We start from the raw sequence: 21,290 nt of genomic DNA, 5'->3' as shown, positions 1-21,290 counted from the left end.
GCCCCTCAAAGGAAGCGGTCGAGGATCTTGCGGCTGTGCTTGTCCAGCGCCATCAGGTCGCGGATCAGGTAGTGGATGCCGTGCGTGTCCGAGATCAGCAGCGTACTGCCGGCCAGGCGCCGGATCGCTTCTTCGCCGCGCAGCACCAGGTCGGTCTGGCCGCGGTCGGTCTTTACCGTCCACACGCTGGGCGTGGCGTAGGTCGACACACTGACGATGCGCTCGATCTCCGGCATGAACTCGCGCGAGGCCAGCTCCGCCTCGATCATGTCGCGCTCGGCGATCGGCAGGTCTTCCAGCCGCGGAATCCATACCACCTCGTGCCCGTCGACGCTCATCATGCCGATGCCGCCCTGCGGCGCCGAGATCGGGAAGGCGCGCACCGGCACCACGCCTTCATGGACGGTGCCGTCCTCGGCGATCAGCACCAGGCGGCCGAACGGATTGCGGTCCAGCGTGAACACCGGGGTCGGCGCCGCGGCGGCAATGTCATTGGGCATGGGCGGTCTCCGGGATCTGGATGGCCTGTTCGGTGTCGTCGTCTTCGGTATCGACATTGCGCGCCTGCGCCTGGTAAAGCTTGTAGTACGCGCCTTCGCGCAGCAGCAGTTCGTCGTGGCTGCCCACTTCGACGATCTGGCCGCGGTCCATCACCACCAGCCGGTCGGCCTTGCGCAGCGTCGACAGGCGGTGCGCGATGGCAATGGTGGTGCGGCCCTGCACCAGGTTGTCGAGCGCCTTCTGGATTTCCTTCTCGGTGGCGGTGTCGACCGACGAGGTGGCCTCGTCCATGATCAGGATGCGCGGGTTGATCAGCAGCGCGCGCGCGATCGAGATGCGCTGGCGCTCGCCGCCCGACAGCGCCTGGCCGCGCTCACCCACCAGCGAGTCATAGCCGTGCGGCAGCCGCAGGATGAACTCGTGCGCATGCGCGGCGCGCGCCGCGGCAATGATCTCGTCGCGCGTGGCGTCCGGCTTGCCGTAGGCGATGTTGTCGGCAATCGTGCCGAAGAACAGGAACGGCTCCTGCAGCACCAGGCCGATATGGCGGCGGTACTCAGAAACCGGCAGCGAGCGGATATCGACCCCGTCGACCCGGATCGCGCCCTCGGAGACGTCATAGAAGCGGCAGATCAGGTTGACCAGCGTGCTCTTGCCGGAGCCGCTGTGGCCCACCAGCCCGATCATCTCGCCCGGCGCGATCGACAGGTTCAGCCCGCGGATCACCGCGCGGTTGCCGTAGCGGAAGCCCAGGTCGCTCATGTCGATGGCGCCCTCGACCCGGTCCAGCCGGGCCGGCCGCGCCGGCTCCGGCACGCTCGACACATGGTCGAGGATGTCGAAAATGCGCTTGGCGCCGGCAGCGGCCTTCTGCGTTACCGAGACGATGCGGCTCATCGAATCCAGCCGCGTATAGAAGCGGCTGATATAGGTCAGGAACGCCACCAGCACACCCACCGTGATGGCGCTGTGCGACACCTGCCAGATGCCGAACACCCACACGATCAACAGCCCGATCTCGGTCAGCAGCGTCACCGTTGGCGTGAACAGCGACCACACCGCGTTGACGCGGTCGTTGATCGCCAGGTTGTGCTTGTTGGCCTCGCGGAACCGCGTGACTTCGCGCTTTTCCTGCGCAAACGCCTTGACCACGCGGATGCCGGGGATAGTGTCGGCCAGCACGTTGGTGATCTCCGACCAGATCCGGTCGATCTTCTCGAAGCCGTGGCGCAGGCGGTCGCGCACCAGGTGGATCATCCACGCGATAAACGGCAACGGCACCAGCGTCACCAGCGCCAGCCACGGGTTGATCGAGACCAGGATCACCGCGGTCATCAGGATCATCAGCACGTCGGTGGCGAAATCGAGCAGATGCAGTGACAGGAACACGCAGATGCGGTCGCTTTCCGAGCCGATGCGCGCCATCAGGTCGCCGGTGCGCTTGCCGCCAAAATACTCGAGCGACAGCTTTAGCAAATGTTCATACGTTGTCGTGCGCAGATCCGCGCCGATGCGCTCGGATACCCGCGCCAGCAGGTAAGTTCGCGCCCATCCCAGCGACCACGCCACCAGCGCAGCGCCGAGCAGCCCAGCCAGGTAAAGCCGCACCAGCCCATAGTCGATCGGCACGCCGTTCTGGAACGGGATCAGGACCCGGTCCATCAGCGGCATGGTCAGGTAAGGCGGCACCAGCGTGGCGGCGGTCGACAGCAGCGTCAGGATGAAGCCGCCCAGCAGTTGCCAGCGGTATGGGCGCGCAAAGCGCCATAACCGCAACAGCGCCCAGGTCGACGGCGGCGTTTCCAGCTCGCGGCTGCATTGCGGGCACTGTTCCTCGTCCGGCGGCAGCGGCGCCTTGCAGGTCGGGCACAACACCTCGCCAGCCACGGTGGCCGGGCGCGAAGCGGCGGCGTCGCGCTGGGCCTCGAACTGGTCCGCCAGCCGCAACGCGGCGGGATTGTAACCAAGCGTATATCGCCAGGTGGCGAGCCGGCCGGCGGGGCCGGTCAGTTCCAGCGTGCCCACCCCCGCGTGGTCGGTATGCGAGAGGCGCAGCGCCGGGGCGATGTTCCATTCCCGCACATTTTTTTCGCCGGGGGCGCGGGCAACGATGCGCTGGTCGGTCACAACCAGCCACCCTTGGGTAAAATGCAGCCTCGCGTCGAGGTCCAGTGCCAGTCCGGCCAGCACAGTCTCGCCGGGTCGGAGCCACGATCCGGCTTCAGCCCGCCAGGGTTCATCGGCGGCGGTGGCGGTAGGGACAGGCAGGGAGGACTGGGTCATGGATGGCGCGGCGTGCGTCCAGGGGTTGCGGACATAACTTGAAACAATTTAGGCCGGGCACGCGCTGGCGGCCCGCGAATTCGCCCGCAGTATACATAACGACGAACGCGCGGGTAGCCCTGATGCATTGCACAATCACTTTTACACCAAGAAAGTCAACCCGCTCCGAGCTGTAACGTTACTGAAAGGTTAGGCTTCCATTTCTCGGGCGGTTCCGCCCACTGCCTCAAGCTAATTCAATGAAAAAGAAGGACATTGAGATTTTCGATGTCATGTCGCTGCGCGGCCCGAATATGTGGACATATCGGCCCGTGCTGGAGGCATGGGTCGATATCGGGGAACTGGAGGACTTTCCCTCCAACACGATTCCGGGGTTTTACGAGCGCCTGTCGGCCTGGCTGCCGTCGCTGATCGAGCATCGCTGCAGCATCGGCGAACGCGGCGGCTTCCTGCAGCGGCTGAAGGAAGGCACCTGGCCGGGCCATATCCTGGAACACGTGACGCTTGAGCTGCAAAACCTGGCGGGCATGCCGGGCGGCTTCGGCAAGGCGCGCGAAACGCCGGTGCGCGGCGTGTACAAGGTGATCGTGCGCGCCTGGCACGAGGAAGTGACCCGCGCCGCCCTGTTCGCCGCGCGCGACCTGGTCATGGCCGCGATCGAGGACCGCCCCTACGACGTGCCGGCCACGGTGGAGCACCTGCGCCGCCTGGTCGACAAGCATTGCCTGGGCCCCAGCACCGCCTGCATCGTCGATGCCGCGGACGACCGCGACATCCCGGCGATCCGCCTGTCGGACGGCAACCTGGTGCAGCTGGGCTACGGCGCGCGCCAGCGCCGCATCTGGACCGCCGAGACCGACCGCACCAGCGCCATCGCCGAAAGCATCTCGCGCGACAAGGACCTGACCAAGAGCCTGCTCGAATCCTGCGGCGTACCGGTGCCGGAAGGCCGCCTGGTCGAATCGCCGGAAGACGCCTGGGATGCCGCCGAGGACATCGGCGTGCCGGTGGTGGTGAAGCCCTATGACGGCAACCATGGCCGCGGCGTGTTCACCAACCTGATGACGCGCGAGGAAGTCGAAACCGCCTATGGCGTCGCCATCGACGAAGGCAGCGGCGTCATCGTCGAGCGCTTTATCCCCGGCAACGAGCACCGCCTGCTGGTGGTGGGCGGCCGCCTGGTAGCCGCCGCCATGGGCGAGAGCGCCAGCGTGGTCGGCGACGGCAAGTCCACCATCGACGAGCTGATCGAGCTGCAGATCAATTCCGACCCGCGCCGCGGCAGCACCGAGGATCACCCGCTCAACCGCGTGCGGCTCGACTCCGCCGCGCGGCTGGAACTGAAGCGCCAGGGCATGGACGGCAGTTCGGTGCCGCCGGAAGGCCGTACCGTGCTGATCCAGCGCAACGGCAACGTCGCCTTCGACGTCACCGACCGCGTGCACCCCAGCGTTGCCGCGCATGCCGCGCTGGCCGCGCGCGTGGTGGGGCTGGATATCGCCGGCGTGGACCTGGTGGCCGAGGACATCTCGCGCCCGCTGCACGAACAGCGCGGCGCCATCGTCGAAGTCAACGCCGGCCCCGGCCTGCTGATGCATATCAAGCCGGCCGAGGGCACGCCGCGCCCGGTGGGGCGCGCCATCGTCAACCACCTGTTCCCCGAGTCGGAAGACGACCAGGGGCGCATCCCGGTGGTGGGCGTGACCGGCACCAACGGCAAGACCGTGGTGGCACGGCTGGTAGCGCGCCTGCTGCAGCTGTCGGGCAAGCATACCGGCCTGGCCTGCAGCGACGGCCTGTTCCTCGACCGCCGCCAGGTCGAAAGCGGCGACCGCGCCAACTGGGAAGCCGGCCACCGCATCCTGATGAACCGCGCGGTGGAGGCCGCCGTGTTCGAGAACGACAGCGGCAGCATCCTGTCCGAGGGCCTGGCCTATGACCGCTGCCAGGTCGGCGTGGTCACCAACTTCGACCAGCCCGACCATCTCGGCGACTATTACGTCGAAGACGAAGACCGCATGTACAACGTGCTGCGCACGCAGGTCGACGTGGTGCTGCAGAACGGCGCCGCCGTGCTCAACGCGCGCGACGAGCGCCTGGTCGAGATGGCCGGGCTGTGCGACGGCGACGTGATCTTCTTCGGCCTGACCCCGGAGCTCCCGGCGATCATGTCGCACCGCGCCGCGGGCAAGCGCGCGGTGTACGTGCGCGAAGGCAAGGTCGTGCTGGCCACCGGCAACAGCGAGACCGCGCTGGTGGATGTGGCCGCGGTGCCGCTGACCTACGCCGGCCGTGTCGCCTTCCAGATCGAGAACGTGCTGGCCGCGGTTGCCGCCGGCTGGGCGCTGGGCATCTCCAATGACCTGATCCGCGCCGGCGTGGTGACCTTCGATGTCGGCCAGGTCGACGTGCCGGGCCGCTTCACGCTGTTCGAGCGCAACGGCGCCACGGTGGTGGTCGACGACGCCCACAACGCCCCCGCGCTGGAAGCGCTGGCGACCGCGCTGGAGCGCTTCCCGGCCGAGCGCCGCATGGTGGTCTACGGCGCCGGCGTGCAGCGCCGCGACCACGACCTGGTGCGCCAGGGCAAGGTCCTGGGCCAGCATTTCGACCGCGTGTTCCTGTGCGAGGACCGCAGCGTCAAGCGCGCCCTGCCCGACGCCGAGGCGCGCGCCCTGCTCAAGCAAGGCCTTTACGAAGGCCGGCGCGTGACCAAGATCATCGACGAAGGCACGCGCGCCAGCGCCATCGAAGCCGCCCTGAGCCAGCTGGTGCCGGGCGACCTGCTGGTCTTGCAGTGCGACGAGGCCGCCACCGGCGCCACCGTCGACCTGGTGCACCACTGGATGGGCCAGCCTGCCCGCCGCGCCTGACGCCCCCAGCCCAACCGCGCATAGAAGACACGGAAACCGTTCTATGGAAGTCTCCCGTATCCGGGCCCTGCGGGGCCCGAACCTGTGGTGCCGCCACACCGCCATCGAGGCGATCGTGGCCTGCCAGGACACCGCCAACATGCTGTCGGCGCTGCCCGGCTTCGAAGACCGGCTGCGCGCCCGCTTTCCCGAGATCGGGCCGCTGCGCCCGGACGAGGACTCGGTCGAGCTGTCGCTGGCCCACGTGCTGGAAGTGACCGCGCTGCGCCTGCAGGCCGCCGCCGGCTGCCCGGTGACGTTCAGCCGCACCGCGCAGACGGTCGAGCCCGGCATCTACCAGGTGATCGTGCAATACAGCGAAGAGGAAGTCGGCCGGCTCGCCTTCGAACTGGCCGAGGCGCTGTGCCACGCCGCGCGCCACGACACCCCGTTCGACCTCGCCGACGCGCTGCACCGGCTGCGCGAGCTGGACGAGGACGTGCGCCTCGGGCCGAGCACCGGCTCGATCGTCTACGCCGCGGTCGCGCGCGGCATCCCGTACCGGCGCCTGACGCAGGGCTCGATGGTGCAGTTCGGCTGGGGCAGCAAGCAGCGCCGCATCCAGGCCGCCGAGACCGACCGCACCAGCGCCGTGGCCGAATCCATCGCGCAGGACAAGGAACTGACCAAGACCCTGCTGCACGCCGCCGGCGTGCCGGTGCCGCTGGGCCGCTCGGTGCGCAGCGCCGACGAAGCCTGGGCCGCGGCGCAGGAAATCGACGCGCCGGTGGTGGTCAAGCCGCGCGACGGCAACCAGGGCAAGGGCGTGGCGGTGCGCATCCGCACCCGCGAGGAAGTGATGAACGCCTATGAGGTCGCCTCGGACATCAGCTCCGACGTGATCGTCGAGCGCTATATCCCCGGCCATGATTTCCGCCTGCTGGTGGTCGGCAAGCAGCTGGTCGCGGCCGCGCGCCGCGATCCGCCGCAGGTGATCGGCGACGGCGTGCATACGGTGCGCCAGCTGGTCGACGAAGTGAACCGCGACCCGCGCCGCGGCGAAGGGCACGCCACCTCGCTGACCAAGATCCGCTTCGACGATATCGCGCTGGCGACGCTGGCCAAGCAGAACCTGACTGCCGACTCAGTACCGGCCGCCGGCACCCGCGTGGTACTGCGCAACAATGCCAACCTGTCCACCGGCGGCAGCGCCACCGACGTGACCGACGACGTCCATCCCGACATCGCCGCGCGCGCGGTGGCGGCGGCGCAGATGGTGGGCCTGGACATCGCCGGCGTCGACGCGGTCTGCGAGACCATGCTCAAGCCGTTCGAGGAGCAGGCCGGCGGCATCGTCGAGGTCAATGCCGCGCCGGGGCTGCGCATGCACCTGCAGCCGTCGTACGGCAAGGGCCGCGCGGTCGGCGAAGCCATCGTCTCGACCATGTTTGCCGACGGCGACGACGGCCGCATCCCGGTGGTGGCGGTGTCGGGCACCAATGGCAAGACCACCACGGTCCGCCTGATCACCCACATCATGGCCAGCAGCGGCCTGCGCATGGGCATGACCGGCACCGACGGCGTCTATATCCAGGGCGAGCGCATCGACACCGGCGACTGCAGCGGCCCGCGCAGCGCGCGCAACGTGCTGCTGCACCCCGACGTCGACGCCGCCGTGTTCGAAACCGCGCGCGGCGGCCTGCTGCGCGAAGGGCTGGCCTTCGACCGCTGCGACGTGGCGGTGGTGACCAACGTCGGCGAAGGCGACCACCTGGGCCTGTCCTACATCAATTCGGTGGAAGACCTGGCGGTGCTCAAGAGCGTGATCGTGCAGAACGTCGCGCCGCACGGCATGGCCGTGCTCAACGCCGCCGACCCGATGGTGGTGCGCATGGCCGACGCCTGCCCGGGCAGCGTCACGTACTTCGCGCACGATCCCGACCAGCCGGCGATGGCCACGCACCGCGCGCAGGGCAAGCGCGTGGTGTTCGTCGACGGCGCCGACATCGTCGCCGCGGAAGGCGATGCCGAAGTCCGCATCGCGCTGGCGGAGATCCCGCTGACGCGCAACGGCACCATCGGCTTCCAGGTCGAGAACGCGATGTCGTCGATCGCCGCGGCGTGGGCGCTGGGCATCGACTGGTCGGTGATCCGCCGCGGGCTGGCCACCTTCGTCAACGATGCGCAGACCGCGCCCGGACGCTTCAATGTGTTCGACTACCGCGGCGCCACGCTGATCGCCGACTACGGCCACAACCCGGATGCGATCCTGGCGCTGTGCAACGCGATCGAGTCCATCCCGGCCCGTCGGCGGGTAGTGGTGATCAGCGGCGCGGGCGACCGCCGCGACGAAGACATCCGCCGCCAGACCCAGATCCTGGGCGGCGTGTTCGATGAGGTCGTGCTGTACCAGGACCAGTGCCAGCGCGGCCGCGCCGACGGCGAGGTGCTGGCGCTGCTGCGCGAAGGCCTGCAGGGCGCGCAACGCACCAGCCAGGTCGAAGAAATCCGCGGCGAGTTCCTGGCCATCGACACCGCGCTGTCGCACCTGCAGCCGGGCGACCTGTGCCTGATCCTGGTGGACCAGGTGGAAGAGGCGCTGGGGCATATCGCCGGGCGCATCGCGCAGGGCTGAACGGTCCGCTGATGCACAAAGGCCAGCTCCGCGGAGCTGGCCTTTTGCTTTGGCGCGAATCTCAATGCCGCCCGGGCAACGACAACCTGCGCTCCAGCCGATGCTGCAGACCGGACAAGCTCGTGCTCAGCACCCAGTAGATCGCCGCCACCGCCAGATACAGCGGCAACGGCTGGTAAGTGGCGGCGATCACCTCCTGCGCGGTGCGCAGCAGCTCGGTCACGGTGATGACCGATACCAGCGAGGTATCCTTGATCAGGCTGATCAGGCTGTTCGACAGGCTCGGCACCGCCAGTCGCAGCGCCTGCGGGCCCACCACGTAGCGCAGCGCCTGCGCCGGCGTCAGGCCCAGGCTGTAGGCAGCCAGCCACTGCCCGCGCGCCACGCCCAGGATGGCGCCGCGCATGCTCTCCGACAAATATGCGCCGACGTTCAGGCTCAGCGTCAGCACGCCCGCCGGCGTCGGCTCCAGCGCGATGCCGATGCCGGGCAGCCCGTAGTAGACCACGAAGATCTGCACCAGCAGCGGCGTGCCGCGCATGATGCTGACATAGCCGCGCGCCACCGCCTTGAGCACGCCGCTATGGCTGATGCCCATCAGCGCCACCACTGTGCCCAGCATCAACCCGAACACCATCGACCACAGCGCGAACTTGATGGTCAGCAGCGTGCCCTGCAGCAGCACGGGCAGGGAGTCGATGACGAGCTGGAGAGCGGGCATGGCGTGGCGGCGGGAAAGGGATCAGCAATAAAGGGCACAAAGCAAAGCGGCGCGGCAGCCATGCAGGCCGCCGCGCCGCGACATGATAACGCCTGCCGGCCGGCTTACTTGACCGGCTTGCCGGCGGGCTTGGTCACATCGGTGCCGAACCACTTCACCGACAGCTTGCCGAGCGTGCCGTCCTTGGCCAGGTCCTCCAGCGCATGGTTGATCGCCTGGGCGAACTTTGGATTGTCCTTGCGGAACGGGATCGCCACCTGCGTGGTGGCGCCGGCCACGATCGCGCCCGGCCGCAGCGGCAGGTTGGCGGTCTTGACCAGGTACGCGACCATCAGCCGGTCGTTCAGCGCGGCGTCGACGCGCTGCGCCGCCAGGTCGCGCAGGTACTCGGGTGCGCCGGGATAGGTCTTGACCTCGATGCCGGCCACGGACTTGGCCAGGTCGTTGTAGTTGCTGCCCAGGCTGACGCCCAGCTTGTGGCCCTTCAGGTCTTCCAGCGACTTGAACTGGCGCTTGTCATCCTTGCGCTGGATCAGCTGCGCATCCGAGTAGACGTAGGGCGTGGAGAAATCCAGCACCTGCTGGCGCTGCGGCGTGACGTTGACCTGGTTGACGATGATGTCGAACTTGCCCGCCTGCAGGCCGGCGATGATGCCGCTCCATTCGGTGGTGACGAACTCCGGCTTGACGCCGAGCTTGCCCGCCACCGCGCGCGCCACGTCGACATCGAAGCCTTCCAGCTCGTTCTTCGCGCCACGGAAGCCGAACGGGGGATAGGTGCCCTCCAGCCCGATCTTCAGCACGCCGGCCTGCTTGACGGTGTCGAGCAGGTCGGCGGCATGGGCCGCGGTGGCCGCCAGGCCGGCGCCGGCCACCAGGGAAGCGGCCAGCAGGGATTTGAACCAGCCAGTACGAAGCGATCGCATATGTTCTCCAGTCGATGCGGATAAGCAGTGTGGGGCAGCGCCGGCCGGCCTCTTTTGGAGCGCCGCCGGCTGTTGTGCTGCTATGAGCCTATATCGGGCTCAACACTACCGCAAACACTATCGAATGCTAAATATCGATTCATCATGGCTAAATAACCGCGGGGCCCGGTTCCGCTCCCGCAGCTCGCCCCGCCCCGCCTCGGCCTACTGGTAGGCCTTGTCGTTGGGCGCCGCGAACAGCGCCTTCATGTCGGCCGACAGCGGGTAGTTCATGTTGATGCCGCGCGGCGGGATCGGCGACATAAACCACTTGTTGTACAGCTTCTCGGCGCGGCCGCTGGTCTGCAGGTCGGCGATCACGCCGTCGGCCAGCTTCTTGAACGAGGGATCGTCCTTGCGGAACATGCAGGCGTAGTTCTCGGTCTGCAGCGGCGCGCCCACCACCACCCAGTCGGCCGCATTCTTGGCCTTGGTGCGCTCGCCGTACAGCAGCGGCTCGTCCATCACGAACGCGGCGGCCCGGCCGGTTTCCAGGATCAGGAAGGACTGGCCGTGGTCCTTGGTGCTGATCAGGTTCATGTTCATGGCCTTCTCGCCGTTCATCTTGACCAGCAGGCGCTCGCCGGTGGTGCCGGCGGTGGTGACCACGTTGCGGTCCTTCAGGTCGGCAAACTCCTTCACGCCCGAATCCTTCTTGGTCAGCATCTTGATGCCGTAGACGAACAGGCTGTTGGAGAACGCGACCTGCTTCTGCCGCTCGAGGTTGTTGGTGGTGCTGCCGCATTCGATGTCGATGGTGCCGTTCTGCACCAGCGGGATCCGGTTCTGCGAGGTGATCGGCGTCAGGCGCACCTGCAGGTTGGGCATCTTCAGCTCGCTTTTCACCTTGTCGACGATCTGCAACAGGATCTCATGCGAGTAGCCCATGACCTCCTTGCCGTCGGTGTACGAGAACGGGATCGACGATTCGCGGTAGCCGAGCGAGATCACGCCGCTGTCCTTGATCTTCTTCAGCGTGTCGCCGTCGGCGGCATGGGCGGCGCCGGCGGCGAGCAGCAGCGTGGCTGCCGCAAGCGCGCGGCGGGTGGCGGATCGGTGGGGGTGCAGCGTTTGCATGTGGCGCTCCTTGTAGTGGGGCTTGGTCATTGAGGCATGTTTCATGGACAGCTTCAGGTACTGCAGACTTACCGGTACGGCAACAACCCATGCTCGGCCGCGGCGCTAGGCGCGCGCGGCGTCGAAATCTTCTGCGTCGATGGCGGGACTGCGCCCCGCCAGGCGGTCGGCCAGCAGGCCGGCACTGCCCATCGCCAGCGTAAACCCCAGCGCGCCGTGGCCCAGGTTGAGCCACAGCCCCGACACCCGCGACGGCCCCACCAGCGGCAGGCCGTCCGGCGTGGCCGGTCGCAGCCCGGCCCACGGCTGCAGCTGCGCCAGCGGCTGGTCCGGCACGGCGCCGGGAAACAGCGCGCGGGTCTGGGCCACCAGCGTGCCGACCCGTTCCGGGTCGATACGGGTGCCGCCGCGCACCAGGTCGGCCATGCCCGCCACCCGCAGTGTATTGCCGATCCGGGCATAAACGATCTTGTTAGCGAAATCCGTCACGCTGATATGCGGCGCCTGCGCGCCGCCGGCCAGCGGCACCGTGATGCTGTAGCCCTTGAGCGGCCACAGCAGCGGCCGTACCCCGAGCGGGCGCAGCAACGGCACGCTGCCGATGCCGCCGGAGACAATCACCACGTCGGCAGGCACCACCCCCGCCGGCGTGCGCACCCCGGTGACGCGCCCGCCCTGCTGCACCAGCCCTTGCACGACGGTGCCAAAGCGCAACGACACGCCCGCGTACGCGCCATCTTGCAGCAAGCGTGCCAGCGACAGGCAGAAGCGATGGCAGTCGCCCACCTCCTCGCTCGGGGTATGGATGGCGCCGGCAATGTCGTCGCGGATGCCGGCCAGCGCCGGTTCCAGCGCCACGCAGGCAGTGCGGTCCAGCGCCTGCTGCTCGCAGCCCAGGCTGGCCTGGTAGTCCAGCAGCCGGCAGGCCGAATCGAACGCCGCCGCGTCGCGGTGCACCACCAGCTTGCCGCGCCGCGCAAAATCGAAGCCGGCGCCGCCGTCGTCATGCTGGTGCCGGGCGACGAAGGCCTGCATCAGGTCGCGAGAATAGAAGCCCAGCCGCAGCAGCTTGCGCGTGGTCGCCTCGCTGGTGGCGGCGTTGCAGGCGGACATGAAGGCCGCCAGCCAGCGCCATTGCGCCGGGTCCGCCGCCGGGCGAAAACGCATCGGCGAATCGCGCCGCAACAGCCAGCCCGGCACCTTGGCCATCACGCCCGGTCCCGCCAGCGGCGCCACGTAGCTGTAGCTGAGCTGCCCGCCATTGGCAAAGCTGGTTTCCTCGCCGGGGCCGTGGTGACGCTCGAGCACCGTCACCTGGTGGCCATCCTCGGCCAGGCGCCATGCCGTCGTCATCCCCACCACGCCCGCGCCCACGATCACCACCTGCATTGCCTGTCCTTTGCTTGCATCCATCAGGCAGAGCGTAGTGCAAGCGCGACGGCTTGCCCAATGCGAATACGTGCCAGAATATGTCTTCAGGCTATGGGTGCAATCGCCGCCCTGCCACGTCCTTTCCACCACGCCCGAGATGCCATGCGCCTGCGCCAGATCGAAGTGTTCCGCGCCGTGATGCTGACCGGCACCGTCAGCGAGGCCGCGCGCCTGCTGCACGTGTCGCAGCCGGTGGTCACGCGCGTGCTGCAGCATGCCGAGGCCTCGCTCGGCTTCCGGCTGTTCGAGCGGGTGCGCGGACGGCTGCAGGCCACGCCCGAGGCCAACGCGCTGTATGGCGATGTCGAAAGGCTATATGGCGAGATCGAACGCGTGCGCCGGGTCTCGGAAAGCCTGCGCCACAAGGGCGCGGGCCGGCTGCGCGTCGCCGCCACGCCGAGCCTGGCCAATCCGCTGCTGGCGCCGGCGGTGCGCAGCTTCTGCGCGCGCCACCCGGACACCCAGGTGCAGGTGTTGACGCACCATACCGACGAGATCGTCGGCGCGCTGCTGGCCAACCAGATCGACCTGGGCTTTGCCTTCGCCCCGCCCCGCCACGAGGCGATCTCGAGCGAGCCGGTGGCGAGCGGCCGCATGCTGCTGGCGGTGCCGCGCGCGCAGCCGCTGCCCGCCGGCGGACGCCGCCGCGTGGTGCCGATGCAGCGGCTGGTGGAGCGCCCCTTTATCGGCTATGACGACAACAGCTCGCTCGGCCTGCTGGTGCGCCAGACCCTGGCGCGGCACGCGCTGGAACCGCGCTCGACGCTGGAGGTGCAGACCTACTCGCTGGCGCTGGCGCTGGTCGACGCCGGCCTGGGCATGACGCTGCTGGACCAGTACACCGCGCTCAGCGCCAGCGCGGAGCGCGTCGCGCTGCATGACGTGGCGCCGGTGCTGCCGTTCGAGATCCAGATGCTGCGCGCCAGCCACCGCGCCGGCTCGAGCCTGGCCGACGACCTGCGCGACCAGTTCGCGCAGGCCGCCGCGGCGCTGGCGGCAACGCTGCCGCAGCGGCTGGAAGCGCCGACGGCAAGCTTCGACGCCGCCCCCGCCAGGCGCCGCGACTGACCGGAGCACAGATTGACAGCCGCGCGCGCCGTGCACCATCATCAAGCCGCCTGCAGGCACAACCTGCCAGCGCAATCCTGCCTATGTTCGTCCTGACCCTGATCCTGCTCGTCCTCATCAGCGCCTTTTTCTCGATCTCCGAGATCGCGCTGACCGCTGCCCGCCGCACCAAGCTGCAAGTGCTGTCCGAACGCGGCGACGGCCGCGCCACGCGCGTGCTGCTGCTCAAGGAAGAGCCCGGGAATTTCTTCACCATCGTGCAGATCGGGGTCAACAGCGTCGCCATCCTGGCCGGTATCCTGGGCGAGAAGCACGTGTCCGACCTGCTGCTCGAAACGCTGTCGCCCTACATGCAGGTAGTGCACGCGCAGCGCGTTGCCAATATCGGCTCGTTCCTGATCGTGACGCTGCTGTTCATCCAGTTCGCCGACCTGATCCCCAAGCGCATCGCCATGACCTTTCCCGAGGCCTGCGCGCTGGCGGTGATCGACCCGATGCTGACGCTGCTGCGCGTGCTCAGGCCGCTGGTGTGGATCTTCAACGCTGCCGCCGATGCCATGCTGCGGCTGCTGCGGCTGCCGACCAAGCCGGTCGACCAGATCACCACCGAGGATATCGCCGCGATGGTCGATGCCGGCGCCGAAGCCGGCGTGCTGCACAAGCATGAGCTGCATCTGATCGAGAACGTGTTCGAGCTCGACTTCAAGGGCATCACCGCGATCATGACGCCGCGCGACGAAGTGGTCTACCTGAGCCTGGACGAGCCGGCCGACAGCGTGCGCCGCAAGCTGGTCAACCAGCCGCACGCGCAATACCCGGTGTGCGGGCACGATCTGGACGACGTGCAGGGCTATATCGATTCCAAGGACATCCTGCAGCTGCTGCTGGCCGATGAGAGCGCCGCGGTGATGGGCAATATCGGCCGCTACCACGACAAGAACGTGCTGGTGATCCCCGACACGCTGACCCTGTCGGAATCGCTGACGCGCTTCCGCGAAATGCACCAGAGCTTTGCCGTGGTCATGAACGAATACGGGCTGGTGGTGGGCATCGTCACGCTGGACGACATCGTCGGCGCGCTGATGGGCGACATCCTCTATTCGAGCGAAGACGAGCAAATCGTGCGGCGCGACGACAGCTCGTGGCTGGTCGATGGCCTGACGCCGCTGGTCGACCTGAAGAAAGCGCTGGAACTGGATACGCTGCCCGGAGAGGACTACGTCGATACCGCGGCCGGGCTGGTGATCTATGCGCTCAAGCGCATCCCGAAGAAATCGGAGTCGATCACCGTGGCGGGCTATCGCTTCGAGGTGCTGGACATCGACCATCACAAGATCGACCAGCTGCTGGTGTCGCGCCTGCCGCCAGCACCCGAGGCAGGAGCGGCGCCGACGCCAGCGTAGCCGCGCCGGCCTGTCGGTAGCGCTCGAGCGTGTCCGGCAGCCGGAACCACGCCACGTAGCCGAACGCCGCCACCACCGCTACCGCCGCCACCACGCCGAGCCGCGACGGCGCCACCGAGCCCTGCGGGGCGGGACCGTGCAGCGTGCGGTAGGCCGTGCCCAGCAGCGCGATCCACGCCAGCCCGAGCGCATAGCCCGCGGCCACGTCGGACAGCCAGTGCATGCCGAGGTACAGCCGCGACACGCCGATCGCCGCCACCGCCACCACGGTCAGCGCCAGCACCGGAATGCGCACGCGCCACGGCTGGCGCAGGCACATCAGGAAGGCCAGGAAGCCGTAGGTGACCATGCTGCTGGTGGCGTGGCCGCTGGGGAAGGAGTACGACTCGAGGCCGCTGTAGATGCTGGCCGGACGCACCCGCGCCATGCCGAGCTTTAACGCCATCACGCAGGCGCGCGCGCCGAGCAGCGCGGCCGCCCAGTACAGCGACACGATCCAGGCCCGGCGCCAGCACAGCCACGCGAACACCGCCACGCCCACCGCGACGGAAATGCGCCCGCCGCCGAGCTCGGTCACGGCCACCATCGCCAGGTCGAGCCAGTCGCTGCGCAAGGCGCGCAGGCCCGCGTACACCTGCTGGTCGAGGCGCACCACCTCGGCGTTTTCGGCAATCTCGCCGGCCAGCCAGAACAGCGCGCTGCCGCAGGCCAGCAGCACGGCGCCGGCCAGCAGCACCAGCAGCAGCTCGGCCACGTCGCGCTCGAGCACGCGCAGCGTCAGCGCGTCCAGCCGCCGCGGCCGCGCCGCCACGCGCGCCGACAGCGCGCCCGCACCCCAAACGCGCCAGCGGTCCAGCCAGCGCACCACGGGCCGCAACAGCGCCACCAGCAGCGGCACCAGCCCCAGCAGCAGCAACGTCACCAGCGCGAACAACGCAAGCAGCCCCAGCGCCGTGCCCGGCGTAAGCCAGGCCTGCAGCAGGGCGCCCACGCGCGCCGGCGCGTCAGCCACCGGCGGCCTCCGCGGTGCCGGCGCTGCCGCCGATCCTGGCGAGATTGGCGCGGGCCGGGGCCTCGCAATCGGCGAACGCCGCGGTCAGGAACAGTCGCGGGCGCTGCGCCAGGTGGCCCAGGAATGCCGCGCGGCGGCGCATGAACTCGGCCCACAGCGCATCGCCCTGCAAGCCGGTGCGCGCGGCCAGCAAGGCGCGGTTCTCGGCGAAGACGTCGAGGCTGTGGGCGTCGAACAGGTCCGGCGGCGCGGCCAGCCTGAGCAGGTCGAGATCGAGCACGGTGTCGGCGCCCGCGCAGCTGGGTCGATGGTCGCGCGTATCGAGCACGATCCGCGCGGCACGCTCCAGCACCGCGCGGGCTTCCGCTGGCGCAACCGATTCGATCATGGCGGCCGAGGCGGCTTCGTTGTGCTCGCAGCCCGGCACATAGACCGCGTCATGGCACAGCACCGCCAGCGCCTGCGCCCGGTCCAGCGCCACGCCGCGCGCATGGGCGGCCTCGAACATTTCCAGGATATGGCGGCGGTCGTGGTAGCGGCGGTAGGGCGAGTCGTGCAGGGCCAGCACGTCGAGCACCGCCTGGCGCGGCAAGAAATCCAGGCAGGCCAGCGCCGCAGGCCAGTCCGGCGCGAAGCGCGGCACCTCGCCCTGCGGCGTCGCCACCGGCTCGCTGAACACATCGGCGCGCCGCACCCACAGCAGCGACGGATCGCGCATGGCGCGGTAGACCACCACCGGCGCCAGGTCGGCCTCGAAGCGGCCGATCCCTACCGCCGAATAGGCGCCGCCCTTGTAGTGCCGGTACGGCATGCCGTAGACCAGGTCGGGATCGGCCGGCAGTTCGGACGGATCGCCGTGAAAGACCTGTGCGGCGCGTGCTTGGTCGGGGGGCTGGGTCATGGTGCGGCATCCTGCGTTGCGGATCGCCATGATAGTGCACCGGCCGGCGCCTATGACCGGTATCGATGCGGCAGCGCCAAACCGGCCGCGGAAAAAACAAAACCGACGCGCACTTTCGTGGGCGTCGGCCTGAGTTTTACTACGCTGTTGTTGCCTGCCGGTGGTCGATGCCGACAGCTTCTTGTTTTGGCGGAGAGGGTGGGATTCGAACCCACGGTACCGTCGCCGGTACGCCTGATTTCGAGTCAGGTACATTCGACCACTCTGCCACCTCTCCGGTAACTTGTTGCCGTGTGGCGAAACCGAGATTATAGCCACGCTCTGCCAGCCGATGCAAGAGGCTGGCGGCAGTTTTTTTCGGCGCCCTATTGCCCTATTGCCGTGCCTTAGAGTTCCGGCTCCAGGCGGGTGATGCCGCCCATGTACGGCTGCAGCGCGGCCGGCACCGTGACCGAGCCGTCGGCGTTCTGGTAGTTCTCCAGGATCGCCACCAGCGTGCGGCCGACGGCCAGGCCCGAGCCGTTCAGCGTGTGCACCAGCTCCGGCTTGCCCTGCCCTGTGCGCATGCGCGCCTGCATCCGGCGCGCCTGGAAATCGCCCATGTTGGAGCACGAGCTGATCTCGCGATAGGTATTCTGCGCGGGGATCCACACTTCCAGGTCGTAGGTCTTGGTGCTGCCGAAGCCCATGTCGCCGGTGCACAGCACGATGGTGCGGAACGGCAGCTCCAGCTTCTTCAGGATCGCCTCGGCGTGGCCGGTCAGCTGCTCGAGCGCGTCGAAGGACTGGTCGGCGGGCACCACCTGGACCAGCTCGACCTTGTCGAACTGGTGCTGGCGGATCATGCCGCGGGTGTCCTTGCCGTACGAGCCGGCTTCCGAGCGGAAGCACGGCGTATGCGCGACGAAGCGCAGCGGCAGCTTCTCGCCGGCGACGATGGCGTCGCGCACGATATTGGTCAGCGGCACCTCGGCGGTGGGGATCAGGTAGAAGTTCTCGATGCGCTCGCCTTCCTCGCTACCGACCTTGCGCGGCACCTTGAACAGGTCTTCCTCGAACTTGGGCAGCTGGCCGGTGCCGCGCATCGACGCGGCATTGACGATGTACGGCACATACATCTCGGTGTAGCCGTGCTCCTGCGTATGGGTGTCGAGCATCAGCTGCACCAGCGCGCGGTGCAGGCGCGCCATGCCGCCGCGCAGCATCGAGAAGCGCGCCCCGGTGACCTTGACCGCGGTGTCGAAATCCAGCCCCAGCTTGTCGCCCACATCGACGTGGTCGCGCACGGCAAAGTCGAACTGGCGCGGCTCGCCGACGCGGCGCACCTCGACGTTCTGGGTTTCGTCGTTGCCCACCGGCACGCTGTCGTGCGGCAGGTTCGGGATCGACAGCATCAGCTCGGCCAGGTGCGCCTGGATCTCGTCCAGCCGCGCGGCCGAGGCCTTGAGCGTGTCGCCGATGCCGCCCACTTCCGCCATCACGGCCGAGGCATCCTCGCCCTTGCCCTTGAGCATGCCGATCTGCTTGGACAGGCTGTTGCGGCGCGCCTGCAGTTCCTCGGTCTGGGTCTGCAGTTGCTTGCGTTCGGCCTCGAGTGCCTGGAACGCCGCCACGTCGAGTTGGAAGCCGCGCGTGGCAAGGCGTTGCGCCACGGCGTCGATGTCTTTGCGGAACAGCTGGATGTCGAGCATGTTGCTAAGGTGAAGTGCAGGGCCAGCGACATGCCGGCGGACCCGCCATTTTACTGCACACACGTTAGCAAGCCGTCAAACCTGTTCGCCCGACTTGCCGCCCTTGCCGCCGTCCTTCGACCCGTCCTTCGCCTTTGCGGCGCGCTGTTCGCGATGCCAGGCCTGGTCCAGCTCGCGCAGGTGGCGCAGCTTCTCGGCAATCTTGCCTTCCAGCCCGCGCGGCACCGGCTGGTACCAGCCCTGCGCCTTGAGGTCGTCCGGGAAGTAGTGCTCGCCGGCGGCATAGGCTTCGGGCTCGTCGTGCGCGTAGCGGTAGGCGTGGCCGTAGCCCAGCTCCTTCATCAGCCGGGTCGGCGCGTTGCGCAGGTGCACCGGCACCGCGCGCGACTTGTCCTTGGCGACGAAGGCGCGCGCGGCGTTGTAGGCGTTGTAGCCGGCGTTGGACTTGGGCGCGACCGCCAGGTAGATCAGCGCCTGCCCCAGCGCCAGCTCGCCCTCGGGCGAGCCCAGCCGCTCGTAGGTCTCGGCCGCGTCCAGCGTGATGCGCGCGGCGCGCGGATCGGCCAGGCCGATATCCTCCCACGCCATGCGCACGATGCGGCGCGCCAGGTAGCGCGGGTCGGCGCCGCCGTCGATCATGCGGCAGAACCAGTACAGCGCGGCGTCGGGGTCCGAGCCGCGCACCGACTTGTGCAGCGCGCTGATCTGGTCGTAGAAGGCATCGCCGCCCTTGTCGAAGCGACGCAGGTTCTCCGACAGCGCACTGCCCAGCAGCGCGGTATCGATCTGCGCGGCGCCGGCAGTGCGCGCGGCGCGCGCGACGATCTCGATATTGTTCAGCAGCTTGCGGCCGTCGCCGTCGGCCGAGGCGACGATCAGCTGCAGCGCTTCGTCCTGCCAGCTGATGCCGCCCAGCTCCTCGGAGGCGCGCAGCGCCAACTGGGTCAGCTCGGCATCGTCCAGGCTCTTGAGCACGTAGACCGCCGCGCGCGACAGCAAGGCGCCGTTGACCTCGAACGACGGGTTCTCGGTAGTGGCGCCGATAAAGGTGAACAGGCCGCTTTCCACGTGGGGCAGGAACGCATCCTGCTGGCTCTTGTTGAAGCGGTGCACCTCGTCGACGAACACCAGCGTGCGCCGGCCATGGGCACGGAACTGTTCGGCGCGCTCGACCGCCTCGCGGATGTCCTTGACCCCCGACAGCACCGCCGACAGCGCGATGAATTCGGCGTCGAACGCATCCGCCATCAGCCGCGCCAGCGTGGTCTTGCCCACCCCGGGCGGGCCCCACAGGATCATCGAATGCGGCTCGCCCGACTCGAACGCCACGCGCAGCGGCTTGCCCGCGCCAAGCAGGTGCTGCTGGCCGATCACCTCATCGATGGTGCGCGGGCGCAGGCGCTCCGCCAGCGGTTGCCGGGAACGGTCGGGAGATTCGGAAAACAGCGTGTCCGCCACGGTAGTCAGGCCCTGTCAGTGCGCAAGATGCAGAACGCCACAGTGTAGACCATCGGCGCCTGCCGCTTGCGCGCGCGCTCAGGCGGCAAACGCCACCACGTCCTCGATCTCGACGCGGATGCCGATGCGCTCGCCCACGGCGTGGTTGTGGTGCGAGGGCACCAGCGCCAGCACGCGCCCGCCGCTGGCCAGGCGCAGCGTGTACAGGATCTCGGCGCCGCGGAAGGCCTTGTGCACGACCTCGGCGCGCATCGGGCTGGCGTCGTCGTGGATGATGTCGTCGGGGCGCACCAGCACGTCGACCGCCGCGCCGGCCGGCAGGTCCAGCGGCACCGCCGGGCGCAGCAGGCCCAGTTCCAGTTCGATCTGCGCGGCATCGCGCATGCGCCCCGCCATCAGCACGCCCTGGCCGATAAAGCCGGCGACGAAGCGCGACGCCGGGCGGTGGTACAGATCGTGCGCGCTGCCCCATTGCTCGATCACGCCGTCGTGCATCACGCCGATCTCGTCGGCCATGGCGAAGGCTTCGTGCTGGTCGTGCGTGACCAGGATCGCGGTGGTGCCCTGCGCCTTCAGGATCGCACGCACCTCCAGGCTCAGGCGTTCGCGCAGGTCAACGTCGAGGTTGGAGAACGGCTCGTCGAGCAGCATCAATTCCGGGCGCGGCGCCAGCGCGCGTGCCAGCGCGACGCGCTGCTGCTGGCCGCCGGACAGTTCATGCGGGTACTGGCGGCCGGCGCCGTCCAGGCCCACCAGCTGCAACACCTCGTCGACCCGCGCCGCGCGCTCGGCCCGGCTCGCGCGCGTCAGGCCGAAGCCGACGTTGGCCGCCACGTCCAGGTGCGGAAACAGCGCGTAGTCCTGGAATACCATGCCGATGCGGCGCTGCTCCGGCGCCAGCAGCGTGCCCGACGACGACACGGTCTGCCCGTCCAGCACGATGCGCCCGTCCTGCAGCGGCTCGAAGCCCGCGATCGCGCGCAGCACCGTGGTCTTGCCGCAGCCGCTGGGCCCCAGCAGGCAGGCGATATGGCCGCGCGCCACCGAGAACGACAGGCCCTTGACCACGGCATGGCGGCCGAAGGCGTGACGGATACGCTCCACCTCGATAACGGCCGGAACGGCGACGGCCGCATCCGGAGCATCGGCACGGGTAGCCGGCCGAGTGCGGGCCTGGGCGCCGGGCAGGCGTGAATAGGAATCGGTTCGCATGTGCGCATTATAGGGACCTGCCGGCCCGTGCGGCCGGTGTCCCGGCCTCGCCCGGCACGCCGACGCCGCCGGCATTGCTA

The 21,290-nt window shown here is 68.7% G+C and carries 15 protein-coding genes and 1 tRNA gene; 4 read left to right on the top strand and 12 right to left on the bottom strand.

All coding sequences use genetic code 11. The annotated features are described in order from the left end of the window. Positions 1-5 precede the first annotated feature (5 nt). Both A2G96_RS05015 and A2G96_RS05010 read right to left on the bottom strand, forming a co-directional pair. Positions 6-500, bottom strand: a complete 495-nt coding sequence (locus A2G96_RS05015) for a cyanophycin metabolism-associated DUF1854 family protein (RefSeq protein ID WP_062797327.1) — start codon at positions 498-500, stop codon at positions 6-8. Further along, positions 490-2,784 carry a cyanophycin metabolism-associated ABC transporter gene (locus tag A2G96_RS05010; RefSeq protein WP_062797325.1) on the bottom strand — a complete coding sequence of 765 codons (2,295 nt, stop codon included), beginning with the start codon at positions 2,782-2,784 and terminating at the stop codon, positions 490-492. Before A2G96_RS05010 ends, A2G96_RS05015 begins: the two co-directional genes overlap by 11 nt. A gap of 239 nt (positions 2,785-3,023) precedes the next feature. Between A2G96_RS05010 and cphA (A2G96_RS05005) the strand changes: the two genes are divergently transcribed. Together cphA (A2G96_RS05005) and cphA (A2G96_RS05000) are read left to right on the top strand one after the other, a co-directional pair. Continuing rightward, a complete protein-coding gene (cphA, locus tag A2G96_RS05005) occupies positions 3,024-5,657 on the top strand; it encodes a cyanophycin synthetase (protein WP_062797323.1) in 2,634 nt (877 codons plus the stop codon). A gap of 43 nt (positions 5,658-5,700) precedes the next feature. Further along, on the top strand, positions 5,701-8,271 hold the full coding sequence (gene cphA, locus A2G96_RS05000) for a cyanophycin synthetase (RefSeq protein ID WP_062797321.1): 2,571 nt from the start codon (positions 5,701-5,703) through the stop codon (positions 8,269-8,271). A gap of 61 nt (positions 8,272-8,332) precedes the next feature. Here cphA (A2G96_RS05000) and A2G96_RS04995 read toward each other — a convergent pair whose 3' ends face one another. The 4 genes from A2G96_RS04995 to A2G96_RS04980 form a co-directional block, all read right to left on the bottom strand. Further along, positions 8,333-8,992, bottom strand: a complete 660-nt coding sequence (locus A2G96_RS04995; RefSeq protein ID WP_062797319.1) for an amino acid ABC transporter permease — start codon at positions 8,990-8,992, stop codon at positions 8,333-8,335. 104 nt (positions 8,993-9,096) lie between these two features. After that, positions 9,097-9,918 carry a transporter substrate-binding domain-containing protein gene (locus A2G96_RS04990; RefSeq protein ID WP_062797317.1) on the bottom strand — a complete coding sequence of 274 codons (822 nt, stop codon included), beginning with the start codon at positions 9,916-9,918 and terminating at the stop codon, positions 9,097-9,099. A gap of 204 nt (positions 9,919-10,122) precedes the next feature. Beyond that, positions 10,123-11,034: a glutamate/aspartate ABC transporter substrate-binding protein gene (locus A2G96_RS04985; protein WP_062802064.1), complete on the bottom strand. Its 912-nt coding sequence runs from the start codon at positions 11,032-11,034 to the stop codon at positions 10,123-10,125. 105 nt (positions 11,035-11,139) lie between these two features. Beyond that, entirely contained in the window at positions 11,140-12,423 is a 1,284-nt protein-coding gene (locus tag A2G96_RS04980) for a D-amino acid dehydrogenase (RefSeq protein WP_062797315.1), read from the bottom strand. 144 nt (positions 12,424-12,567) lie between these two features. On the opposite strand from A2G96_RS04980, the gene A2G96_RS04975 reads away from it, so the two are divergent. Beyond that, the gene (locus A2G96_RS04975) at positions 12,568-13,533 is read left to right on the top strand and encodes a LysR family transcriptional regulator (RefSeq protein WP_062797312.1); all 966 of its coding nucleotides are present in this window, start codon (positions 12,568-12,570) and stop codon (positions 13,531-13,533) included. 83 nt (positions 13,534-13,616) lie between these two features. Beyond that, entirely contained in the window at positions 13,617-14,936 is a 1,320-nt protein-coding gene (paeA, locus tag A2G96_RS04970; RefSeq protein WP_062797310.1) for a polyamine export protein PaeA, read from the top strand. On the opposite strand, the gene A2G96_RS32215 is transcribed toward paeA, so the two are convergent. The 6 genes from A2G96_RS32215 to A2G96_RS04945 form a co-directional block, all read right to left on the bottom strand. Then, on the bottom strand, positions 14,818-15,948 hold the full coding sequence (locus tag A2G96_RS32215; protein ID WP_082818851.1) for a phosphatase PAP2 family protein: 1,131 nt from the start codon (positions 15,946-15,948) through the stop codon (positions 14,818-14,820). The two genes, paeA and A2G96_RS32215, sit on opposite strands and share 119 nt — an antisense overlap. Further along, the gene (locus tag A2G96_RS04965; RefSeq protein WP_062797307.1) at positions 15,941-16,879 is read right to left on the bottom strand and encodes a DUF1653 domain-containing protein; all 939 of its coding nucleotides are present in this window, start codon (positions 16,877-16,879) and stop codon (positions 15,941-15,943) included. The genes A2G96_RS32215 and A2G96_RS04965 overlap by 8 nt, the downstream gene beginning before the upstream one ends. A 157-nt stretch (positions 16,880-17,036) precedes the next feature. Then, positions 17,037-17,126 (bottom strand) — tRNA-Ser (locus A2G96_RS04960). Positions 17,127-17,235: 109 nt separating this feature from the next. Continuing rightward, on the bottom strand, positions 17,236-18,540 hold the full coding sequence (gene serS / locus A2G96_RS04955) for a serine--tRNA ligase (protein WP_062797305.1): 1,305 nt from the start codon (positions 18,538-18,540) through the stop codon (positions 17,236-17,238). Positions 18,541-18,615: 75 nt separating this feature from the next. Then, the gene (locus A2G96_RS04950; protein WP_062797303.1) at positions 18,616-19,998 is read right to left on the bottom strand and encodes a replication-associated recombination protein A; all 1,383 of its coding nucleotides are present in this window, start codon (positions 19,996-19,998) and stop codon (positions 18,616-18,618) included. A 78-nt stretch (positions 19,999-20,076) separates the two neighbouring features. Continuing rightward, positions 20,077-21,210 (bottom strand): ABC transporter ATP-binding protein, encoded by a 1,134-nt coding sequence (locus tag A2G96_RS04945; RefSeq protein ID WP_082818850.1) that lies wholly within the window; start codon positions 21,208-21,210, stop codon positions 20,077-20,079. Between the last annotated feature and the right edge of the window lie 80 nt (positions 21,211-21,290).

The sequence above is a fragment of the Cupriavidus nantongensis genome, from assembly GCF_001598055.1.
GTDB lineage: Bacteria > Pseudomonadota > Gammaproteobacteria > Burkholderiales > Burkholderiaceae > Cupriavidus > Cupriavidus nantongensis.
Note: the sequence above shows the minus strand (reverse complement) of the source record. Positions and strands in the feature narration are given on the sequence as shown.

Bases quoted from the DNA above. Each gene is read 5' to 3' on its own strand.
- A2G96_RS05015 (WP_062797327.1), bottom strand. From the start codon at position 500: ATGCCCAATGACATTGCCGCCGCGGCGCCGACCCCGGTGTTCACGCTG.
- A2G96_RS05010 (WP_062797325.1), bottom strand. From the start codon at position 2,784: ATGACCCAGTCCTCCCTGCCTGTCCCTACCGCCACCGCCGCCGATGAA.
- cphA (WP_062797323.1), top strand. From the start codon at position 3,024: ATGAAAAAGAAGGACATTGAGATTTTCGATGTCATGTCGCTGCGCGGC.
- cphA (WP_062797321.1), top strand. From the start codon at position 5,701: ATGGAAGTCTCCCGTATCCGGGCCCTGCGGGGCCCGAACCTGTGGTGC.
- A2G96_RS04995 (WP_062797319.1), bottom strand. From the start codon at position 8,992: ATGCCCGCTCTCCAGCTCGTCATCGACTCCCTGCCCGTGCTGCTGCAG.
- A2G96_RS04990 (WP_062797317.1), bottom strand. From the start codon at position 9,918: ATGCGATCGCTTCGTACTGGCTGGTTCAAATCCCTGCTGGCCGCTTCC.
- A2G96_RS04985 (WP_062802064.1), bottom strand. From the start codon at position 11,034: ATGCAAACGCTGCACCCCCACCGATCCGCCACCCGCCGCGCGCTTGCG.
- A2G96_RS04980 (WP_062797315.1), bottom strand. From the start codon at position 12,423: ATGCAGGTGGTGATCGTGGGCGCGGGCGTGGTGGGGATGACGACGGCA.
- A2G96_RS04975 (WP_062797312.1), top strand. From the start codon at position 12,568: ATGCGCCTGCGCCAGATCGAAGTGTTCCGCGCCGTGATGCTGACCGGC.
- paeA (WP_062797310.1), top strand. From the start codon at position 13,617: ATGTTCGTCCTGACCCTGATCCTGCTCGTCCTCATCAGCGCCTTTTTC.
- A2G96_RS04965 (WP_062797307.1), bottom strand. From the start codon at position 16,879: ATGGCGATCCGCAACGCAGGATGCCGCACCATGACCCAGCCCCCCGAC.
- serS (WP_062797305.1), bottom strand. From the start codon at position 18,540: ATGCTCGACATCCAGCTGTTCCGCAAAGACATCGACGCCGTGGCGCAA.
- A2G96_RS04945 (WP_082818850.1), bottom strand. From the start codon at position 21,210: ATGCGAACCGATTCCTATTCACGCCTGCCCGGCGCCCAGGCCCGCACT.